Here is a 16,520-nt window from a genome sequence, read left to right on the forward strand (position 1 = left end):
CAGAGTAGATGTCGCCCATCCGACCGACCGGCACGGGCCGACGCCCGTGCCGGGACGGGCGTGCGGGAGGATATGCGCTGGAGCGACGACGTATGACGAGACATAGGGGCTACGCCGGTGGAATTCAATGTCGTTGACCGCCCGGAAACGCTGGTGGCGGGTACGGTGCTTCGCAGCCCGGCACTCGCCGTGGAAGGACCGCGCCGGGCCAGGGTGGAGGCAGCCTGGAAACGAAATCTGGCCCGCCAGTTACCCGGCCATCCGGCCAGCGCCTTCGTCGACCACGCCCCCGAGATCAACTCGTATCTGACCCATATCATCGGCTACCGCTGCCGTACCCTCGACGACCTGCTACCCGGTGATGTCCTGGCCCGTATCCCCGCCGGTCGCTACGCCCGGTTCACCCTCAGCGGCGATGATCTGGGCGAAACCATCGTCACACTGTGGCGTGCCATCTGGGACGCCGAAGCCGCCGGTCGATTGGTGCGCTCCTACACCGGGGATTACGAACGCTACCCGGACGAGCACACGGTGGAAGTCTTCGTGGCGATGGCAGACGACGATTCGGCGAGCAGGTAGGAACAGCTGTGGACTTCGAAATAGTCACTCTCGGCGAAAGCATGGTCGCCGGTCTCACCGTGCCGCTGGCCGGTCGCGAAGTGAGTGCCCGCGATCTGGACCTGGTCAACTTCACCTGGGACCGCTATCTGAGCCGGGAGAAGAACGTCCCCCGCGTCGCCGCCTACATAGGCCAGGACGATCACGCCGTAGCGGTACTGGGTTACGAGGTCACCGGTCTGGCCGAGCTGGACTCCGGCGATGTCCTCACCCGGGTACCGACCGGCCGCTACGCGAAGTTCGTGGTCACCGAGAAACCGTACGATCTGCTCCGCACGGCCTGGGCACGGGTCCGGGAGGCGGAAAAGGCGGGCACGATAACCCGCTCGCACCGGGCCGAAGTAGAACGCTACATCGGGCCGACATCGGTGGAGGTCTACGTTTCGCTGGACTGAGAAGTGCGCGCTGCCGGGCCGGTGTTCCGTAAGCGGGTACTTCGCTCCGATCATGTGACGACACTGGAGCCATGGCAGCCGAACTGCGTTCTCTCACTGTCGACATCGATACCGGCCGCTGGCGGGAGACAGTACTCACGAAGGTGGATCTGAACGTACCGGCCGGGCAGATCACCGCTCTACTCGGCGGTCCCGGCGCCGGGAAGACGATGATCGCCCGTGCCCTGACCGGCCGCCTGCCCGAATCGGCCCGGACCACCGGGGAGGTCCTGGTCGACGGCAGCGTGGGCTACATCCCCCAGGACGGTATCGATGCCTTCGCACCCGAGCGCACCGTCGCCGCACAACTCCGCCGGCTGGAGCAGCGGCACGGCTCCTGGACCGTTCGGCAAGCCTGCGCCGCGGCTTACTATCCGCCCGATGCTGTGAATCTTCTTCCGCGGCAGAACTCCGCGGGCCAGATCCAGCGCGCCGCCGTTGCCGCCGCCCTGCTCACCGCCCCCGATATCCTCGTGGCGGACGGCCCGACCGCCTCCCTGGATCAGGGCACCGCCTTCGGCGTGTGGAGATCACTCCGCGAATACGCGGACGCCGGCGCCGCCCTGCTCGTCATCACCCACGACCTCCCCCTGCTCACCACCACCGGCTTCGCCGACCGCGTGGTGATCATGGAAAAAGGACAGATCATCGCCGACGGGACAGCGGCGGAACTGCCCGCCTCCGCCGATCCTCGAGTACGAATGTATTTCCGAGGTTTCCGACCACCGAGGCCGTACGCCCCCGGAGAACGTGACAAATCGCGAAAAGTGGTACGGGAGGGCAGTAACCACCGCCCTCCCCAACCGGTCCGCACCGTACACCGCTCCCGGCGACTCGTTACGAGCCGCCGGGAAACGCCTCGTGTCCCCCCGCACATCCGATCAAGCGTCGATGATGAACGCTTCCAGCTGCGCCCGGGCGATATCGTCGGGCAGCTGCTGCGGCGGGGACTTCATCAGGTAGGCCGACGCCGGGATGACCGGTCCGCCGATACCGCGATCCTTGGCGATCTTGGCGGCACGGACGGCGTCGATGATGATGCCCGCCGAGTTCGGCGAGTCCCATACCTCGAGCTTGTATTCCAGGTTCAGCGGCACATCACCGAACGCGCGACCTTCCAGCCGGACGTAGGCCCATTTGCGGTCGTCGAGCCAGCCGACGTGGTCGGAGGGGCCGATATGCACATCGTTGGCGCCCATCTCCTTCTGGAGGTTGCTGGTGACGGCCTGGGTCTTGGAAATCTTCTTGGACTCCAACCGCTCCCGTTCGAGCATGTTCTTGAAGTCCATATTGCCGCCGACGTTCAGCTGCATCGTGCGGTCGAGCTGTACGCCGCGGTCCTCGAACAGTTTCGCCATGACCCGGTGGGTGATGGTCGCGCCGACCTGGCTCTTGATGTCGTCACCGACGATGGGTACGCCCGCGGCACGGAACTTCTCGGCCCACTCCGGGTCCGAGGCGATGAACACCGGCAGCGCGTTGACGAAGGCGACGCCGGCATCGATCGCGCACTGAGCGTAGAACTTGTCCGCTTCCTCGGAGCCGACCGGCAGGTAGGACACCAGTACGTCCACCCGGGCATCCTTCAGCGCCTGGACGACGTCGACCGGTTCGGCCTCGGACAGTTCGATGGTCTGCGCGTAGTACTTACCGATACCGTCCAGGGTCGGTCCGCGCTGTACCGCGACATCCAGCGGCGGTACATCGGAGATCTTGATGGTGTTGTTCTCGCTGGCGAAGATGGCTTCGGAGAGGTCGAAGCCGACCTTCTTGGCGTCCACGTCGAAGGCGGCCACGAATTCCACGTCGCGGACGTGGTAATCGCCGAACCGCACATGCATCAGTCCGGGCACCGTCGTGGAATCGTCGGCATCCCGGTAGTACTGCACACCCTGGACGAGCGAAGAGGCGCAGTTGCCCACACCTACGATGGCGACGCGAACACTGGACTTGTTGGTGTCTCCACTACTCATGACCGGTATTTCCCTCTTTCTGTGGTGCCGCCTTCGTCGATTGCTCCGCCGCAATCAACTCGTTGAGCCAGCGCACTTCGCGCTCGCTTGATTCGAGTCCGAGTTGATGGAGCTGACGGGTATAGCGATCCAGCGATCCGCTCGCCTTCTTGATCGCTTCCCGCAGCCCCTCTCGGCGCTCCTCGACCTGACGCCGCCTGCCCTCCAGGATCCGCATCCGCGCTTCCGCGGGGGTGCGACTGAAGAAGGCGAGGTGTACGCCGAAGCCGTCATCGGTGTAGTTCTGCGGACCGGTGTCCGCCAGGAGCTCGTTGAAACGCTCCCGGCCCGCCGGGGTCAGCTGGTAGACCCGGCGCGCCCGGCGTGTTGTCGCGAGTCCGTCGGGTACTTCCTCCGCGATCAACCCATCCGCCCGCATGCGCTTGAGGGTCGGATACAGCGATCCGTAGGAGAAAGCCCGAAACGCCCCCAGCAGGCCGGTGAGCCGTTTTTTCAACTCGTAGCCGTGCATGGGCGATTCCAGGAGCAGCCCGAGGATTGCCAGTTCGAGCATCGGGCGTCACCCCCTGACTTCCGTACAGACCTAACCAATGGATGCGATTACCCACTATATCGGAGCGATATAACCACGCATAGTTCAGTCAGGTACGGCACCAGTTGGCGCAGGTGGGGACACACCGTACGGGGGACCGGCCCCGGTTCGTCAGCCGACCGGGTGGACTTCCCGGGGAGTCCCGTCGAGCGAGACCTGCACCGTACCGGTGTGGTCGGCCCCGGTACCGACGTAGATATCGATCACCGGACCGGCGTCGGCGGGAGCGATGAGTTCGAAGCCGATACCGAAGTGGGCGACCTCGCCGTCCGGCAGCCGTACGGTGGCGGGCGCACCCGCGAGGACCGCGGCCACCGCCGGTAGATCGATGGTCGCCAGATCGATCGGGCGCCCCTTCGAATAGCTCGGCAGCGTGAGGCTGCGGCCGGTGAAATCCTCGCCGTCGAATTCGTAGAGTTTCGTCTCGCCCCGCTCCACGCGCTGGACGAGAGCCCTTCCGGGGTGGACCGTCGCCATATCGATGATCGTGTCACCGAACTCGCGGCGGTAGCTGTCGACGAGAAGGGCCAGCCCGCGTCCGCTGACCAGGTTCACCGCCGCGGCCTCCCCGGTCTCCACGGCCTCGACCCGGGCGCCCTCCGCGCTCGCGGGGTCACCGGAGGTCCCGAGCCCCACCACGGCGCCGAGGATCGCGGCCGATCCCAGCACGGCTACAGCCATCCACCAGGGGCGGGCCGGCCGGTCGCGGTGCAGGACCGCGGCATCGGCGAGCTCGCCGGGGATCTGCAGGTCCGCGATGAGTGCGTCCAGGCCGGTGGCGTATTTCGCCTGCATCGCCGAACGGGTGCGGGCGGTGTGCTCCGCCTCGGAGAGCTGGCCGTCCGCTCGCGCCGCATCGAGCAGCGCGCATACCTCGACCCGATCGCTGTCGCGTGCTCTGATCTGCTGGTTTCTCGCCACGGTCGCTGCTCCTATCCGTCGAACGGCCAGACCCTCAGCACCGCACCGGCCGGGGTGAGCATGAACCAGCCGGATTCGTCGAAGGAGTTCTTCACATGGATGCCGACGACGGGCCGATTCGGAGCCGGGTCGATGGAGGAGATCTCCACTTCGATCATCGAAACCATGCCGTCGGGCACCCGGGCGACGGCCGCGGCGCTGTCGGCGGCCGCGCCGATGGCGGCGCTGTCCACCGCCGCCAGATCGATGGTGGGGGTATCGGACGCACGGGTGGTCACCTCGCGGTCCTGACGGAAACCGCCGCGATAGGTGTAGCTCACCTTGCGGTTCGGCTGTCCCGGCAGCGCCCGCACCACGCTGGCGTGGTCGGAATAGAGCGTGACCTCATCGGCGATGGTATCCCCGAACGTGGCGCGGTAGGTCGCGATGAAATGGGCCACTCCCGCGCCGGTTACCAGGTTCGGGGTGGCGATCACCAGCGGTTCCACCGTATCCGGAGCGGCGTAGGGCGCCGGCTGCGCGGCCTCGGGCGGCGGCGGTGGGGCGGCGGCCGCGGGCTCGGCTTCGCGATGGGCGAGCGTGAAAGTACCGAAGGCCACCGCGAGCGCGGCGGCGCCCAGCACGGCGAAGTACCGCCCCCGGCCGCGTGAGCGCACGGGCCGGGGCACCACCGGGCCGGGACGCGCGCCCTGCAGATCGGTGGTCAGTTCGGCCACATCACCCAGGGTGACCGCTTCGGCGAGCAGTTCGGCGCGGGCGGCGTACTCGTCCTCCGCGAGCTGACCTTCCCCGAAGGCGCGGGTCAGTACCTCGCCGGCGGCGTCGCGGTCCGCGTCCCGGGCGCGGGTATCGGGCCGATATCCGGACACCGCCGGGCGCGGCGTGGCGGCGACGCGGGGACCGCGGTCGCTCCCGCCCGCCGGCGCCTGCAGGTCCGCGACCAGCTCGGCCAGCTCGCCGAGCGTTCGCGCCGCCCGGGCCCGCGCGAGGCGATCGTGGTATTCGTCCGCGCCGAGCTGCCCTTCCGCGTACGCGGCGTCGAGCACGGTCGCGGTTTCGGCGCGATCGATATCACGTGCGCGCATACGGCCGGGCATCACTGTGGACACTCCCGAATCGTACGGCGACAGGCGTCGTTATGGTGGGCACCAGCACACTTCGATCGGCGGTGACCCGAACAGCACGGGCAAGACGATATGTCGCATATGCGCCACCAGGCGTCACCGAATCCGCCGTCGCGCAACTCGGTACGACCCCCGTGCCCCGGTGCGCACCCGGGAATCCACGGAGGTGGAGGGTTGCGGCCGCGAGCGGGCCGGAGCAGCGAAGGCTCGTGGCTCCGGAAGGAATCCAATGCGGCCATGGGCGGCGTCATTACATCACGGCTACTCTGGGAGCGTGCGAATTCAGCGGCAAGTGGTGGACTACGCGCTTCGGCGCAGGTCGCTGCTGGCTGACGTCTATGCGGGCCGTGTCGATGTCGCCGAGGTATGTGACGCCAACCCCTACCTGCTGCGTGCGGCCAAATTCCACGGCCGGGGTAGTGAGGTCACATGCCCCATCTGCCGGAAGGAACAGCTCACCCTCGTATCCTGGGTCTATGGCGACGGCCTGGGGCCGATCGCGGGTTCCGCGCGCAGCCCGGAAGAGCTGGCACGCCTGGCCGAGTCCAGGGAGGAATTCTCGGTCCACGTCGTCGAGGTGTGCCGGACGTGCAGCTGGAATCATCTGGTGCAGTCCTATGTGCTCGGGAAACCACCGGAGCGCCGGCGCTCAGGTACCCGGGTGAACCGGCGCACCGCCGCGGAATGACACCGTCCGGCCCGATGCCGGAGCTCGCGCCGCATCCCCCGGGGCGGCGGTGCGCGAGCCCAGCAGACCGATACGAGCTTTGGAGACCTTGTCAGTGACTTCGCCCTACGAGACCCCACCCGGCGATGACCCGCGCGGTGGTCGCACCCAGCGCGGGCCACTTCCGGGCCGGGATCCCCAGCAGCGTCCGGGCGCACCGAACCGCGGCCCCGCTCCGAATGCGAACATCCCGCGCCCCGGGCCGGGCGGACGTCCCCCGGGCCCACCCGGACCGCGGCCCGGTCCGGGTGGGCCGCGACCGGGGCCGGCGAGCGGTCCCCGACCGGCCGTGAACGGCCCCCGGCCCGCGCCGGGCGGTCCGCGCCCCGGGAGCACCGGTGCCCGGCCCGCCGTCCCCGGCCCACGGCCGGGCCCCGACGGCCGCCGGCCGGGCCCGGCCGGCGGTATGCCCCCGGGTACGCCCCGCGGACAGCAGCCGCCGCAGCGGCCGGGCCCCCCGCCGGGGCGCCCACCGCAGCCGAATCAGTCCACCCAGCGGATGGGGCGACCGGGCGAACAGGGCACCGCCAGGATGGCGGCTCCCGGTGCACCCGCCGAGGCACCGCGCCGGGACCGCCCGGCGACCGGACATCCCGGCGCGAATACCGGGGAACGCCGGGCCCAGGCCCGCTCCGGTCCCGGTCCCGGCGGCGGCGCGCCACCGCGCCGGCCCGGTGGCGGCCGGACGGGCGGCCCGGGTGGACCGGATGGCCGGAGCCCGGCGCAGAAACGCAAGAACCGCTGGAAGATCGCGCGACGGGTGGCGTATGTTCTCGTGGCGCTGGCCATCGTGGTGCCGAGCACAGCCTTCCTGATCGCATACTCCACGGTGTCGGTACCCGAACCCGGTGATCTCAAAACCAACCAGGTTGCAACGATTCTCGCGGCCGACGGGGAAACCGAGATCACCCGCGTGGTACCCCCGCAGGGCAACCGCACCGACGTGACCATCGATCAGATCCCGCCGCATGTGCGCAATGCGGTGATCGCCGCCGAGGACCGCGATTTCTACAGCAACCCCGGTTTCTCGATCTCCGGTTTCGCCCGCGCCGCCCGCGACAACCTGCTCGGCAAGGAAAGCGCCGGTGGTGGTTCCACGATCACCCAGCAGTACGTGAAGAACGCGCTGGTCGGTGACGAGCGCAGCTATACCCGTAAACTCCACGAGCTGGTGATCTCGGCGAAGATGGCCCGGCAGTGGAGCAAGGACGAGATCCTCACCGCCTACCTGAACACCATTTACTTCGGGCGCGGCGCATACGGTATCGACGCGGCCGCCAAGGCCTATTTCGGTAAACCGGTGCAGGAGTTGAGCGTCGCCGAGGGCGCCGTCCTCGCCGCCACCATCCAGCTCCCCTCGCTGCTGGACCCGGAATCGAATCCGGAAGGCGCCGAAACGCGCTGGAACTACGTCCTCGACGGTATGGTCGCCGGCGGGAATCTCGACGCGGCCGAACGCGCGAGCCTGACCTACCCGCAGGTGGTGTCGTCGGCGACCACCGGTCAGCAGACCGATTCCACCGGCCCCGAAGGGCATATCAAATCCCAGGTACTGCGCGAACTGTCCGAAGCCGGTATCAGCGAACAGCAGCTCAACACCTCGGGCCTGCAGATCACCACGACCATCGACGCCAAGGCACAGCAGGCGGCGCTGGACGCAGTGCACACGAATATGGAGGGCGAACCGGACAAACTGCGGACCGCGGTGGTCTCCATCGACCCCAAATCGGGTGCGGTACGCGCCTACTACGGTGGTGAAGACGGCTACGGCTACGACTTCGCCAATGCCGCCCTGCAGACCGGATCCTCCTTCAAGGTGATCGGCCTGGCCCAGAACCTGGAGATGGGTATTCCGCTGTCGCAGATGTACGACAGCTCGCCGATCACGGTCAACGGTATCGAGATCACCAATGTCGAAGGCGAACAGTGCGGTATGTGCACTATCGCCGAGGCCCTGAAACGGTCGCTGAACACCAGCTTCTACCGGATGCAGCTGGATATGCCGAACGGCCCGCAGAAGATCGCCGATATGGGCCACAAACTCGGTATCCCGAAAGAGCTCCCGGGACTGGGGCCCACGCTGACCGAACCGGGCGGCGCCGGACCGAACAACGGTATCGTGCTGGGCCAGTATCAGGCCCGGCCGCTGGACATGGCCTCGGCCTACGCCACACTGGCGGCCTCCGGTATGTACTACAAACCGCATTTCGTGACCAAGGTCGTCACGGCGGACGGTCAGGTGCTGCTGGACCGCGGTGATCCGGCCGGGGAGCGCCGGGTCTCCGCGGCGGTAGCCGACAACGTCACCGCGGCCATGGAACCCATCGCCGCGTATTCCCGCAATCACGGCTTGGCCGGGGGCCGCGCGTCGGCCTCCAAGACCGGTACCGCCCAGCTGGGCGACACCGGCGAGAACAAGGACGCCTGGATGGTGGGGTACACCCCGTCGCTGTCCACGGCGGTATGGGTCGGCACCACCGACAACTCACCGCTGCGCAACTACGGCGGCGCGATGATCTACGGTTCGAGCCTGCCTTCCGATATCTGGAAGGACACGATGGACGGCGCCCTCGAGGGCACGCCCAACGAGAAATTCCCCAAACCCGCGCCGATCAAGGGGCAGGCGGGTGTACCGAAGTGGACCGCCCCCTACACCGCGCCCTCCACGACGATGCCGACGTTCGAGCCGCCGGTGGTGATCCAGCCGAGCCAGGTGGAGATCCTGCCCGGTATCACCATTCCGGTGCCCGGAGTGCAGCCGAATCCGCGGAGCCAGAATCAACCACAGGGCCAGCCGCAGGGCGGTAACGGCGAGGGGCCGCTACCGGGGCAGCCGACTGCCGGCCCAGAGGGTACGGCACCCACCGTCGCCCAGACGCCGAGCGCCGGTCCGGACACCGACGGTAGCGGCACCGATTCCGGTGACGAAGGCGGCGGCGACAGCGGCGAAGACAGCGAGGAGTAGACCCCGCATCCGTTACCGGGGGTCCGGCTCGGTCCCGGCCGGGCCCCCGGTAACAGGTAACCTCGGGTGCCGTGAGCGAGCAGCGACTGGTGGGCGGGCCGGACGACGGAGACGTGCCCGGAAACGAGCGGAACCGACTCGCCGCCGCTCTCGGATACGATTCGCCCGCACCGCTCGCTCCCGATCTGCGCTCGGCCGATGCGCGGGACAAACCGAGTCGCAACGATTCCATGACCGCCCAGCTGTGCACGGTCATCGGCGGGCCGGTCGGCGATCACGCACTGATCGGACGCACCCGATTCTGGACCCCGATGCGGGTACTGCTGGCCTGCACGGTGCTCTTCCTCGCCCTCGGCTGGTTCGCCAAGGCGGGTTGTATCCAGCAGACCACGACGACCAGCGGCGCACTCACCCTCGACTGGAACAACGGTCGGCAGTACACCGCCATGTGCTACTCCGACACCGTGCCGCTCTACGGCGCCGAACGACTCAACGAGGGCGCTTTCCCGTACAAGAAGTCCTGGGTCGAGGAGACCCCGAACGGCGATACCGAAGTCCGGCATATGGAATATCCGGTGTTGTCCGGCCTCTACCAGTACATCTCCATGCTGGTGGCCAAGAGCTGGGATGCGAGCCCTCTCCCGGGTGCGTTACAGGTGGTCTTGTACTTCAACGTGGTCGCCCTAGGGCTCGCGGTGGCCTGGCTGGCCACCATCTGGGCCACCGCGCTGCTCTCGGGGCGCCGGATCTGGGACGCGGCGCTGGCAGCGTGTTCTCCGCTGGTCATCGTGCACGCATTCACCAATTTCGATTTCCTCGCCACGGCTTTCGCCGCGCTGGGGCTGCTGGCCTGGGCCCGGCGCCGCCCGCTCCTGGCCGGGGTTCTGCTGGGGCTCGGTGGCGCGGCGAAACTGTATCCGCTCCTGTTGCTGGGCCCGATTCTGGTGCTCTGCCTGCGGGCCGATCCGATGCATCGCACGCCACGCGGCCGGCTGGCGATACGGTTACGCGATATCGACAGCCTCGCCGCACTGGGCGTCTGGCTGGGCGAACTACCGGTGCGGACCCGGCTGCTGGCTACCCGGCCGCTCGGCGCGGCCGGTCTCACCGCCGGCGGCGCCCTGGCGACCTGGGGCCTGGTGAATCTGCCGATCGCACTGCTGTATCCGGACGGCTGGCGGGAATTCTTCCGGCTCAACACCACCCGGCACGCGGACCCCGATTCGCTCTACAACGTGGTGATGTCGTTCACCGACTGGACCGGTTTCGACGGGCCGCTGCGGCACGGCGAAGTACCGGCCCTGCTCAACTCGATCTCCCTGGTCCTGTTCGTCACGGCCTGCCTCGGTATCGCCTATATCGGGCTCACCGCACCGCGCCGGCCCCGGCTGGCCCAGCTGTGTTTCCTGGTGATCGCCGCGTTCCTGCTGACGAACAAGGTGTGGAGTCCGCAGTATTCGCTGTGGCTGGTACCGCTCGCCGTACTCGCGCTGCCGCATCGCCGGCTGCTGCTGGCCTGGATGACCATCGACGCACTGGTCTGGGTGCCGCGTATGTTCTACTACCTCGGCACCGACCGCAAGGGCCTACCGGAACAGTGGTTCACCGGCACCGTGCTGGTGCGTGATCTGGCGGTACTCGGTTTGTGCGCGCTGATTATCCGGCAGATCTACCGGCCCGACGAGGATCTGGTGCGCCGGGACTGTCTGGACGACCCGGCCGGCGGAGTGGTCGATCGCACTCCCGATCCGCTGCTGCCGTGGTTACCGGAATTGCTGCGCCCCCGGTTGTCGCTGGACACCCACTGGACCGGTGCGACCGCCGGGGCACGACGAAGCACCGGCGCCCCCGCTCCGGTGGAGGGGACGCGAGTGCCGCTCGATGCCACCCCTCCGGCGCGTTCGGGCTGATCCGGAACCCGGCCCGCGACGCGGATCCCGGATCCGCGTCGCGGGTCAGGTGGCCCGGAGAATGCGCGCCCGCTGTTCCGGTTCCTGGGGAAGCAGGTCCAGGTCCAGCTGCCAGGCATTACCGGTCCACGGGTCGAACAGCGGCGTTCCGGTGACGGTCGGCAGATGCCGGCACGCCCGCGACAGTATCGCCACGGTGCTGTCGCCCGAATCGGATTCGTTGCCGCCGACGATCACCATCGACAGCCCGATCAGATCGCCCCGCGCCAGCAGTGCCACCAGCCGCTGCGCGTCCGCGGATTGATAACCGTGCGGAAAATCGGCGGCCAGCAGGATACGGTGCTCGGCGGGTGGCGTGCCCTGCCCGGATTTGTAGGCCATCTCCGCGAGTTCCGCGCTGTCCACGAGTTGCCGCAACCGCGGCGAGATATCGGAGTGCTCGGTGATCGGTGGACCGGCAAGTACCGGTGCCAACGTATCGGTGAAACCGGCGAAAGCACCGGTCAGATCGATGATGTCGACCACCGTCCGCCGGTCCGGCGCGGCGCGTACCAGGCGCGCCAGCAGCGCGCCGATCACCGGAGCGACCGCCGCGGAGGATTCGGTATCGACCCACAGCGGCCGGTTCAACGGCACCGGCACACAGTACGGAACCCGCAGTGGGCCCCGGTCGAGTGCGTAGAGCTCCCCGAGCCGGATACCGTCGGCCGGAGCAGGGGGACGATCCCAGGCCGGCGAGTTCCAGGAGGCCAGCGCGGCGGGAAGTACGGCATCGGCCTCGGCCAGTTCCCGCTGCAGTTGCACACTGTCGCGCCGGTGGTTGTCCTCGGCGGTGGCGGTGAGTTCGTCGTGCCGCCGCTGGGCCGTCGTGCGCGCCGCGTCCGCGGCCGGGGTGTTACGGGTGGCCGGATCCGATACCGCGGCCGAGAGTTCCTGATCGAGACGTTCGGCGGCGTAACCGCGTGCCGATTCGAGTGCGGCCGCGGACCGGGCCGCGTCCTCGAAGATCATCCACAGCCGTTCCAGCCCGTGCCCGACCTCCATCGGCGGAATCTCGGCCCGGACCGCCGGCGCGGCCTCGGTCCCGGCCGGTGCGGTGGTGGGCGGCCCGGGGGCCACGCTCTCCACGACCGTGGGCGCGGCGGCGGGCGAAGGAACATGATCCGCCGCACCGTGGGCACGCAGCAGTTCTCCCATACCGCCCGCGTAACCCTGGCCCAACGCGCGCAGTTTCCAGCCCTCCCCCCGCCGGTACAGTTCGAAGCAGATCAGCGCGGTTTCCCCGGCCTGCGGCGCGATCACGAAATCCGCCACCGGGGTATCGTTCTCGACCAGCGCCGCGGTCACCACTCCGGTTCCGCTCTGTGCCGCGACAACCAGGAGCACGGCCTGGGCGTCGGCGCGCACCTCCGCGGGGGTGACGACCACCGCCCCTTCCTCGATCCGCACTCCGGGGCCCGCCGGTCGCTCGGTCACCAGCACGTCCGCGGCCGACCTCACCCGTAGGTCGGCCGCGACCACCAGCGCCGAAACCGACAGCGGCACCGCCGCGCTCACCTGGAACCGGGCCACACCCCCGGCCAGGGGTATGTTCTGGCCGGCCTGCAGATGCTTCATCTCCCGTCCCCCGGTACCGCTCATACCGCCAGGAACCGGCCCAGCTGCGGAATGGCCTCACCGGGATGCTTGGCGTTGAACCCTTCGCCGATGGCCTGCATCTTCCAGTCGCCGCCGGCCCGGAACAGCTTCGCCATGGCCATCGCGGTGGTCGGGGTACCGCCGGTGAGCGAGTACCGCGCCATCTCCGCGTTGTTGGCGCCGTCGATCAATCGGCAGAAGGCGTTCTGCACCTGGCCGAACGTATGGCCCTTGTACGAGGTCACGATGAAGATCAGGTTGTTGACATGCGCCGGCACGCGCATCAGGTCGACCAGGATCACCTCGTCGTCGCCCGCGCCCTCGCCGGTGAGGTTGTCGCCCTGATGACGGATCGATCCGTCCTTGGAGGTGAGCTGCCCGTAGTAGGCGACGTCCACCGGGTTCATATCGGCGAACATCACCACCGAGGCGTCCAGGTCGATATCCACGGTCCGGCTGCCGAACAGGCCGCGCTGCTGTACCGGGTCCCAGCCCAGGCCCATCTTCACGAAGGTGAGCGCCGCGCCGTCGTCCTTGCGCAGGCTGACGCGCTGCCCCTTCTGCAGGCTCACCGGGCCGGTCTTGCTCAGGCTGATCTCCCCCGGCTGCTGCTGCGGGGCGGGCGCGGGCTGACCGGGCGGCGGGTACCCACCCGGACCCGGCGGCGGAGGATACCCCCCACCCTGTGGCGGGTACGGCGCCGCGGGCGGCTGCTGAGCGGGATAGGCCGGTTGGGTGGGCGGGGCAGGCGGCGCCGGCTGCTGGGGCGGCGGTGGCGGCGGGGCGGCCTGTGTGGGCGCGGCCTGCTGCTCGGCCGGTGAATCGTCCACGGTGACACCGTGGTCGGTGACCAGCGCGGCGAAACCACCCGCGTATCCCTGCCCGACCGCACGCACCTTCCAGGCGTCCTGCCGCCGGTAGAGTTCGAGCGCGATGACGATCGACTCGGTATCGAGCCCTTCGATCCGGTACTCGAACAGCGGTGTTCCGGACTGGTCGGAAACATAGGCGATCGGCGGCGCGGACTGCCCGAAGGTGGTGTTCGGGTCGTCGAGGGTGATCACCGCCCGCACCTGTGCGATATCGGCCGGCACCGCTGCGAGGTTCACCACCAGCGCCGCGGGCTGACCGGCCGGGCCCGGACGCAGGTTCACACCGGGCCCGCTGGGCTGGTTGTAGAACACGAAATCCGCGTCGGAACGGACTTTGCCCTGCTCGGTGACCAATAGCGCGGACAGGTCGGCCGGAGCCGCCAGTTGAATCGAAATCACCACATCGTTCGTGGCCAGTGGACCGTTCTGGCCCTTGGCGAGTGTTGCGGACAAGTCAGACCCTTCGCTTGTCGGTGCGTATGCATGCCACTGTACGAGAAACGCGCTCCCCACGAATCTCGTTGCCACCAGGTGGCGAACAGGACAGAGTAACCACAGCGTGTGGACCGGCGCACAGCGTGCCGTTAAGGTGACGGCGACGGATGGGCACCGGTACCGGCCGGGCTCGGGGCGGCGACGACAGGCGATTCTCTATGGCACAACTCTTCGAACAGTCGAAGAAGGTAGTCGAGGCTCACCTCGCGAACACCAGTATTCGCGCGATTTCCGGTTCCATGGTCGCCTACGAGGGCGCCGTACAGTTCAAATCCGCCGGTTTCGGCGGCGGTGAGGGTGTGCTCGCCGGGATGAAACGCCGCGCCACCGGTGAAAAGCTGTCGCTGATGGAATGCGGCGGCAACGGGCGGGTCTTCTTGGCGGTCAACGGCCAGTACGTCTCCGTGGTGAATCTGAACAACGAGACACTGCAGGTCGAATCGCAGCAACTGCTGGCCTTCGCCGGGAATCTGCGCACCGATGTCCGCTTCGCCGGGGTACGCGGCGCCTCCAGCGGACAAGGCCTGTTCACCACGACGGTGAGCGGGCAGGGTCAGGTGGCGCTGCTCTCGGCGGGCGGCCCGCTCATCCATCTCGAGGTCTCACCGCAGTACCCGCTGGTGGTGGACCCGGACGCGTTCGTCGCCGCCCGGGGCAACCTCAGCCAGTCGTTCGTCACCGATGTGTCCTGGCGCTCGGTGCTGGGCCAGGACGGCGGCGAGGCGTTCTCGCTGCGCTGGGACGGGCAGGGCGTGGTCTCGATCCAGCCGGCAGAACGGTAGGACATGTTCGAGCAGATCAATTCCAAGGTCGTCAAGGTCGATATCGGCGCGGCGGGCGGCGTGGTCGCCCGGGCCGGCGGCATGCTCTTCTACACCGGCGAGGTGTTCTTCGCCCCGCACGAGATACCGGGCGGGGCGGGCATGGGCGGTGGTGGTCTGGTGCGGATGGCGGGCCGGATGATGGCCGGCGAACACCAGCGCACCATGCTCGCGCAGGGCACCGGCCAGGTGCACTACGGGTTCGCCGGCCTGGAAGTGCAGGTGGTTCCGGTGCAACCGGGCGCGGTGCTGCAGGTGGAGGCATCCCGGTTGCTCGCCTACACCGCCGGATTGCAGACCTCGGTGGTCTCGGTCGCGAGTTCCGGCGGCGGGGGAGGTGGGGGCCTCATGGGCGCGCTGCGCGGCGCGGCGTCCGGGGCACTGACCGGGCAGGGCATGTTCACCACCCAGCTTTCCGGGCACGGCAGCGCGGTGCTGCTGGCACACGGGGGTTTCTTCGAACTACAGGTGGGTGGACCCCATCCCGTCGTGGTGGACCCGCAGGCGTTCATCGCCTCCTACGGAAACGTGCATACCGAACTGAAAGCCGCGGTGAGCTGGCGCGACGCCGTCGGTCGTGGCTCCGGTGAGGCCATGCAGTTGCAGTGCGGGGGCCAAGGCGTGATCTACGTGCAGGCGTCGGAGGAGAAACTGTGAACGAGATCCTCAGCCCGATGAATCTCGGGGAAAGCGACAATATCCCCGGCAACAGCTACGCCTACTGCATCGATCTCACCAAGCCGTGGTTCATGCGTAAAGGCGCGATGATCGCCTATTACGGGCAGATGCGCTTCCAGGCCCTGACCCATGGTTTACAGGGGCAACTGCTGCATATGGTCTCGCAGCAGTTCTCGGCGCCGCTGTTCACCGGTGACTACGTGGTGGCCGAGGGCCACGGCAAACTGCTGATCGGCGACCGCGGCTACGATATCAACTCCTACGACCTCGACGACGGCAACCTCACCATCCGCGCGGCGAATCTGCTCGCGTTCGAGCCGGGTCTGTCGCTGAACCAGTCCATTGTGCCCGGCTTCCTCACTCTGCTCGGCACCGGGAAATTCCTGGCCTCCTCGAACGGTCCGGTGATCTTCGCGGAGCCCCCGCTGCGAGTGGACCCGGAATCCCTGGTGGGCTGGGCCGACTGCCCGTCGCCCAGTCATCACTACGACCAGGGCTGGGTCTCGAATTTCCTGGCCGCGGGTGCGGCTGCGTTCGGTGTGAACTCCGGTGAGGAACGACAGTTCGATTTCACCGGTGCCGGAACCGTGCTCATCCAGTCCAGTGAAAAGGTGCTCAGCGACACCGCGCTGATCCGCACCATCGAGGGTCAGTTGCAGAGCGGGATCACCGTGCCCGGCCTGCAACGGCTGCAGGGTGTCATCGCCCAGCAGCTGGCGGGTCAGCAGGGGTACTGAGCCGCGGCCGTCCGG

General features: G+C 68.1%; 14 protein-coding genes and 1 pseudogene. 9 read left to right on the forward strand and 6 right to left on the reverse strand.

Annotated elements, in window-relative coordinates; genetic code table 11:
* Positions 1 to 117: 117 nt before the first annotated feature.
* The 3 genes and pseudogenes from ACYR7D_RS05230 to ACYR7D_RS05240 all read left to right on the forward strand — a co-directional run.
* Positions 118 to 579 (forward strand): GyrI-like domain-containing protein, encoded by a 462-nt coding sequence (locus ACYR7D_RS05230; RefSeq protein WP_459548489.1) that lies wholly within the window; start codon positions 118 to 120, stop codon positions 577 to 579.
* An 8-nt stretch (positions 580 to 587) separates the two neighbouring features.
* On the forward strand, positions 588 to 1,013 hold the full coding sequence (locus ACYR7D_RS05235; protein ID WP_459548490.1) for a GyrI-like domain-containing protein: 426 nt from the start codon (positions 588 to 590) through the stop codon (positions 1,011 to 1,013).
* 71 nt (positions 1,014 to 1,084) lie between these two features.
* Positions 1,085 to 1,486: pseudogene (locus tag ACYR7D_RS05240) on the forward strand (ATP-binding cassette domain-containing protein); the annotation flags it as partial.
* 447 nt (positions 1,487 to 1,933) lie between these two features.
* On the opposite strand, the gene ACYR7D_RS05245 reads toward ACYR7D_RS05240, so the two are convergent.
* The 4 genes from ACYR7D_RS05245 to ACYR7D_RS05260 form a co-directional block, all read right to left on the reverse strand.
* Positions 1,934 to 3,025 carry an inositol-3-phosphate synthase gene (locus ACYR7D_RS05245; RefSeq protein WP_459548491.1) on the reverse strand — a complete coding sequence of 364 codons (1,092 nt, stop codon included), beginning with the start codon at positions 3,023 to 3,025 and terminating at the stop codon, positions 1,934 to 1,936.
* Positions 3,018 to 3,578, reverse strand: coding sequence for a PadR family transcriptional regulator (locus tag ACYR7D_RS05250; protein WP_459548492.1), 561 nt, complete (start codon positions 3,576 to 3,578; stop codon positions 3,018 to 3,020). The genes ACYR7D_RS05245 and ACYR7D_RS05250 overlap by 8 nt, the downstream gene beginning before the upstream one ends.
* 150 nt (positions 3,579 to 3,728) lie before the next feature.
* Positions 3,729 to 4,538, reverse strand: a complete 810-nt coding sequence (locus ACYR7D_RS05255; RefSeq protein ID WP_459548493.1) for a DUF1707 SHOCT-like domain-containing protein — start codon at positions 4,536 to 4,538, stop codon at positions 3,729 to 3,731.
* 11 nt (positions 4,539 to 4,549) lie between these two features.
* Complete coding sequence (locus ACYR7D_RS05260; RefSeq protein WP_459548494.1) at positions 4,550 to 5,647, reverse strand: DUF1707 SHOCT-like domain-containing protein; 1,098 nt, start codon at positions 5,645 to 5,647, stop codon at positions 4,550 to 4,552.
* A gap of 244 nt (positions 5,648 to 5,891) precedes the next feature.
* Between ACYR7D_RS05260 and ACYR7D_RS05265 the strand changes: the two genes are divergently transcribed.
* The 3 genes from ACYR7D_RS05265 to ACYR7D_RS05275 all read left to right on the forward strand — a co-directional run bounded on the left by ACYR7D_RS05265 (position 5,892) and on the right by ACYR7D_RS05275 (position 11,264).
* Positions 5,892 to 6,350 (forward strand): DUF5318 domain-containing protein, encoded by a 459-nt coding sequence (locus ACYR7D_RS05265; protein ID WP_459548495.1) that lies wholly within the window; start codon positions 5,892 to 5,894, stop codon positions 6,348 to 6,350.
* A 538-nt stretch (positions 6,351 to 6,888) separates the two neighbouring features.
* Complete coding sequence (locus ACYR7D_RS05270; protein WP_459548496.1) at positions 6,889 to 9,354, forward strand: transglycosylase domain-containing protein; 2,466 nt, start codon at positions 6,889 to 6,891, stop codon at positions 9,352 to 9,354.
* Between the two features lie 113 nt (positions 9,355 to 9,467).
* Positions 9,468 to 11,264 (forward strand): glycosyltransferase family 87 protein, encoded by a 1,797-nt coding sequence (locus ACYR7D_RS05275; RefSeq protein ID WP_459550032.1) that lies wholly within the window; start codon positions 9,468 to 9,470, stop codon positions 11,262 to 11,264.
* 45 nt (positions 11,265 to 11,309) lie between these two features.
* Here ACYR7D_RS05275 and ACYR7D_RS05280 read toward each other — a convergent pair whose 3' ends face one another.
* Complete coding sequence (locus ACYR7D_RS05280) at positions 11,310 to 12,905, reverse strand: TerD family protein (RefSeq protein ID WP_459548497.1); 1,596 nt, start codon at positions 12,903 to 12,905, stop codon at positions 11,310 to 11,312.
* Positions 12,902 to 14,227, reverse strand: coding sequence for a TerD family protein (locus ACYR7D_RS05285; protein ID WP_459548498.1), 1,326 nt, complete (start codon positions 14,225 to 14,227; stop codon positions 12,902 to 12,904). Before ACYR7D_RS05285 ends, ACYR7D_RS05280 begins: the two co-directional genes overlap by 4 nt.
* 200 nt (positions 14,228 to 14,427) lie before the next feature.
* Between ACYR7D_RS05285 and ACYR7D_RS05290 the strand changes: the two genes are divergently transcribed.
* The 3 genes from ACYR7D_RS05290 to ACYR7D_RS05300 are packed head-to-tail and all read left to right on the forward strand — an operon-like array spanning position 14,428 to position 16,505.
* Positions 14,428 to 15,051, forward strand: a complete 624-nt coding sequence (locus tag ACYR7D_RS05290) for an AIM24 family protein (RefSeq protein WP_459548499.1) — start codon at positions 14,428 to 14,430, stop codon at positions 15,049 to 15,051.
* A gap of 3 nt (positions 15,052 to 15,054) precedes the next feature.
* Positions 15,055 to 15,747 (forward strand): AIM24 family protein, encoded by a 693-nt coding sequence (locus ACYR7D_RS05295; RefSeq protein WP_459548500.1) that lies wholly within the window; start codon positions 15,055 to 15,057, stop codon positions 15,745 to 15,747.
* Between the two features lie 17 nt (positions 15,748 to 15,764).
* The gene (locus ACYR7D_RS05300; RefSeq protein ID WP_459550033.1) at positions 15,765 to 16,505 is read left to right on the forward strand and encodes an AIM24 family protein; all 741 of its coding nucleotides are present in this window, start codon (positions 15,765 to 15,767) and stop codon (positions 16,503 to 16,505) included.
* The last annotated feature ends 15 nt before the right edge of the window (positions 16,506 to 16,520 follow it).

The sequence above is a fragment of the Nocardia sp. X0981 genome (assembly GCF_977089955.1).

Excerpts from the sequence above, each read along its gene's own strand:
- ACYR7D_RS05295 (WP_459548500.1), top strand. The coding sequence starts at position 15,055 with ATGTTCGAGCAGATCAATTCCAAGGTCGTCAAGGTCGATATCGGCGCG.
- ACYR7D_RS05270 (WP_459548496.1), top strand. The coding sequence starts at position 6,889 with ATGGGGCGACCGGGCGAACAGGGCACCGCCAGGATGGCGGCTCCCGGT.
- ACYR7D_RS05280 (WP_459548497.1), bottom strand. The coding sequence starts at position 12,905 with ATGAGCGGTACCGGGGGACGGGAGATGAAGCATCTGCAGGCCGGCCAG.
- ACYR7D_RS05245 (WP_459548491.1), bottom strand. The coding sequence starts at position 3,025 with ATGAGTAGTGGAGACACCAACAAGTCCAGTGTTCGCGTCGCCATCGTA.
- ACYR7D_RS05290 (WP_459548499.1), top strand. The coding sequence starts at position 14,428 with ATGGCACAACTCTTCGAACAGTCGAAGAAGGTAGTCGAGGCTCACCTC.
- ACYR7D_RS05265 (WP_459548495.1), top strand. The coding sequence starts at position 5,892 with ATGCGGCCATGGGCGGCGTCATTACATCACGGCTACTCTGGGAGCGTG.
- ACYR7D_RS05300 (WP_459550033.1), top strand. The coding sequence starts at position 15,765 with ATGAATCTCGGGGAAAGCGACAATATCCCCGGCAACAGCTACGCCTAC.
- ACYR7D_RS05250 (WP_459548492.1), bottom strand. The coding sequence starts at position 3,578 with ATGCTCGAACTGGCAATCCTCGGGCTGCTCCTGGAATCGCCCATGCAC.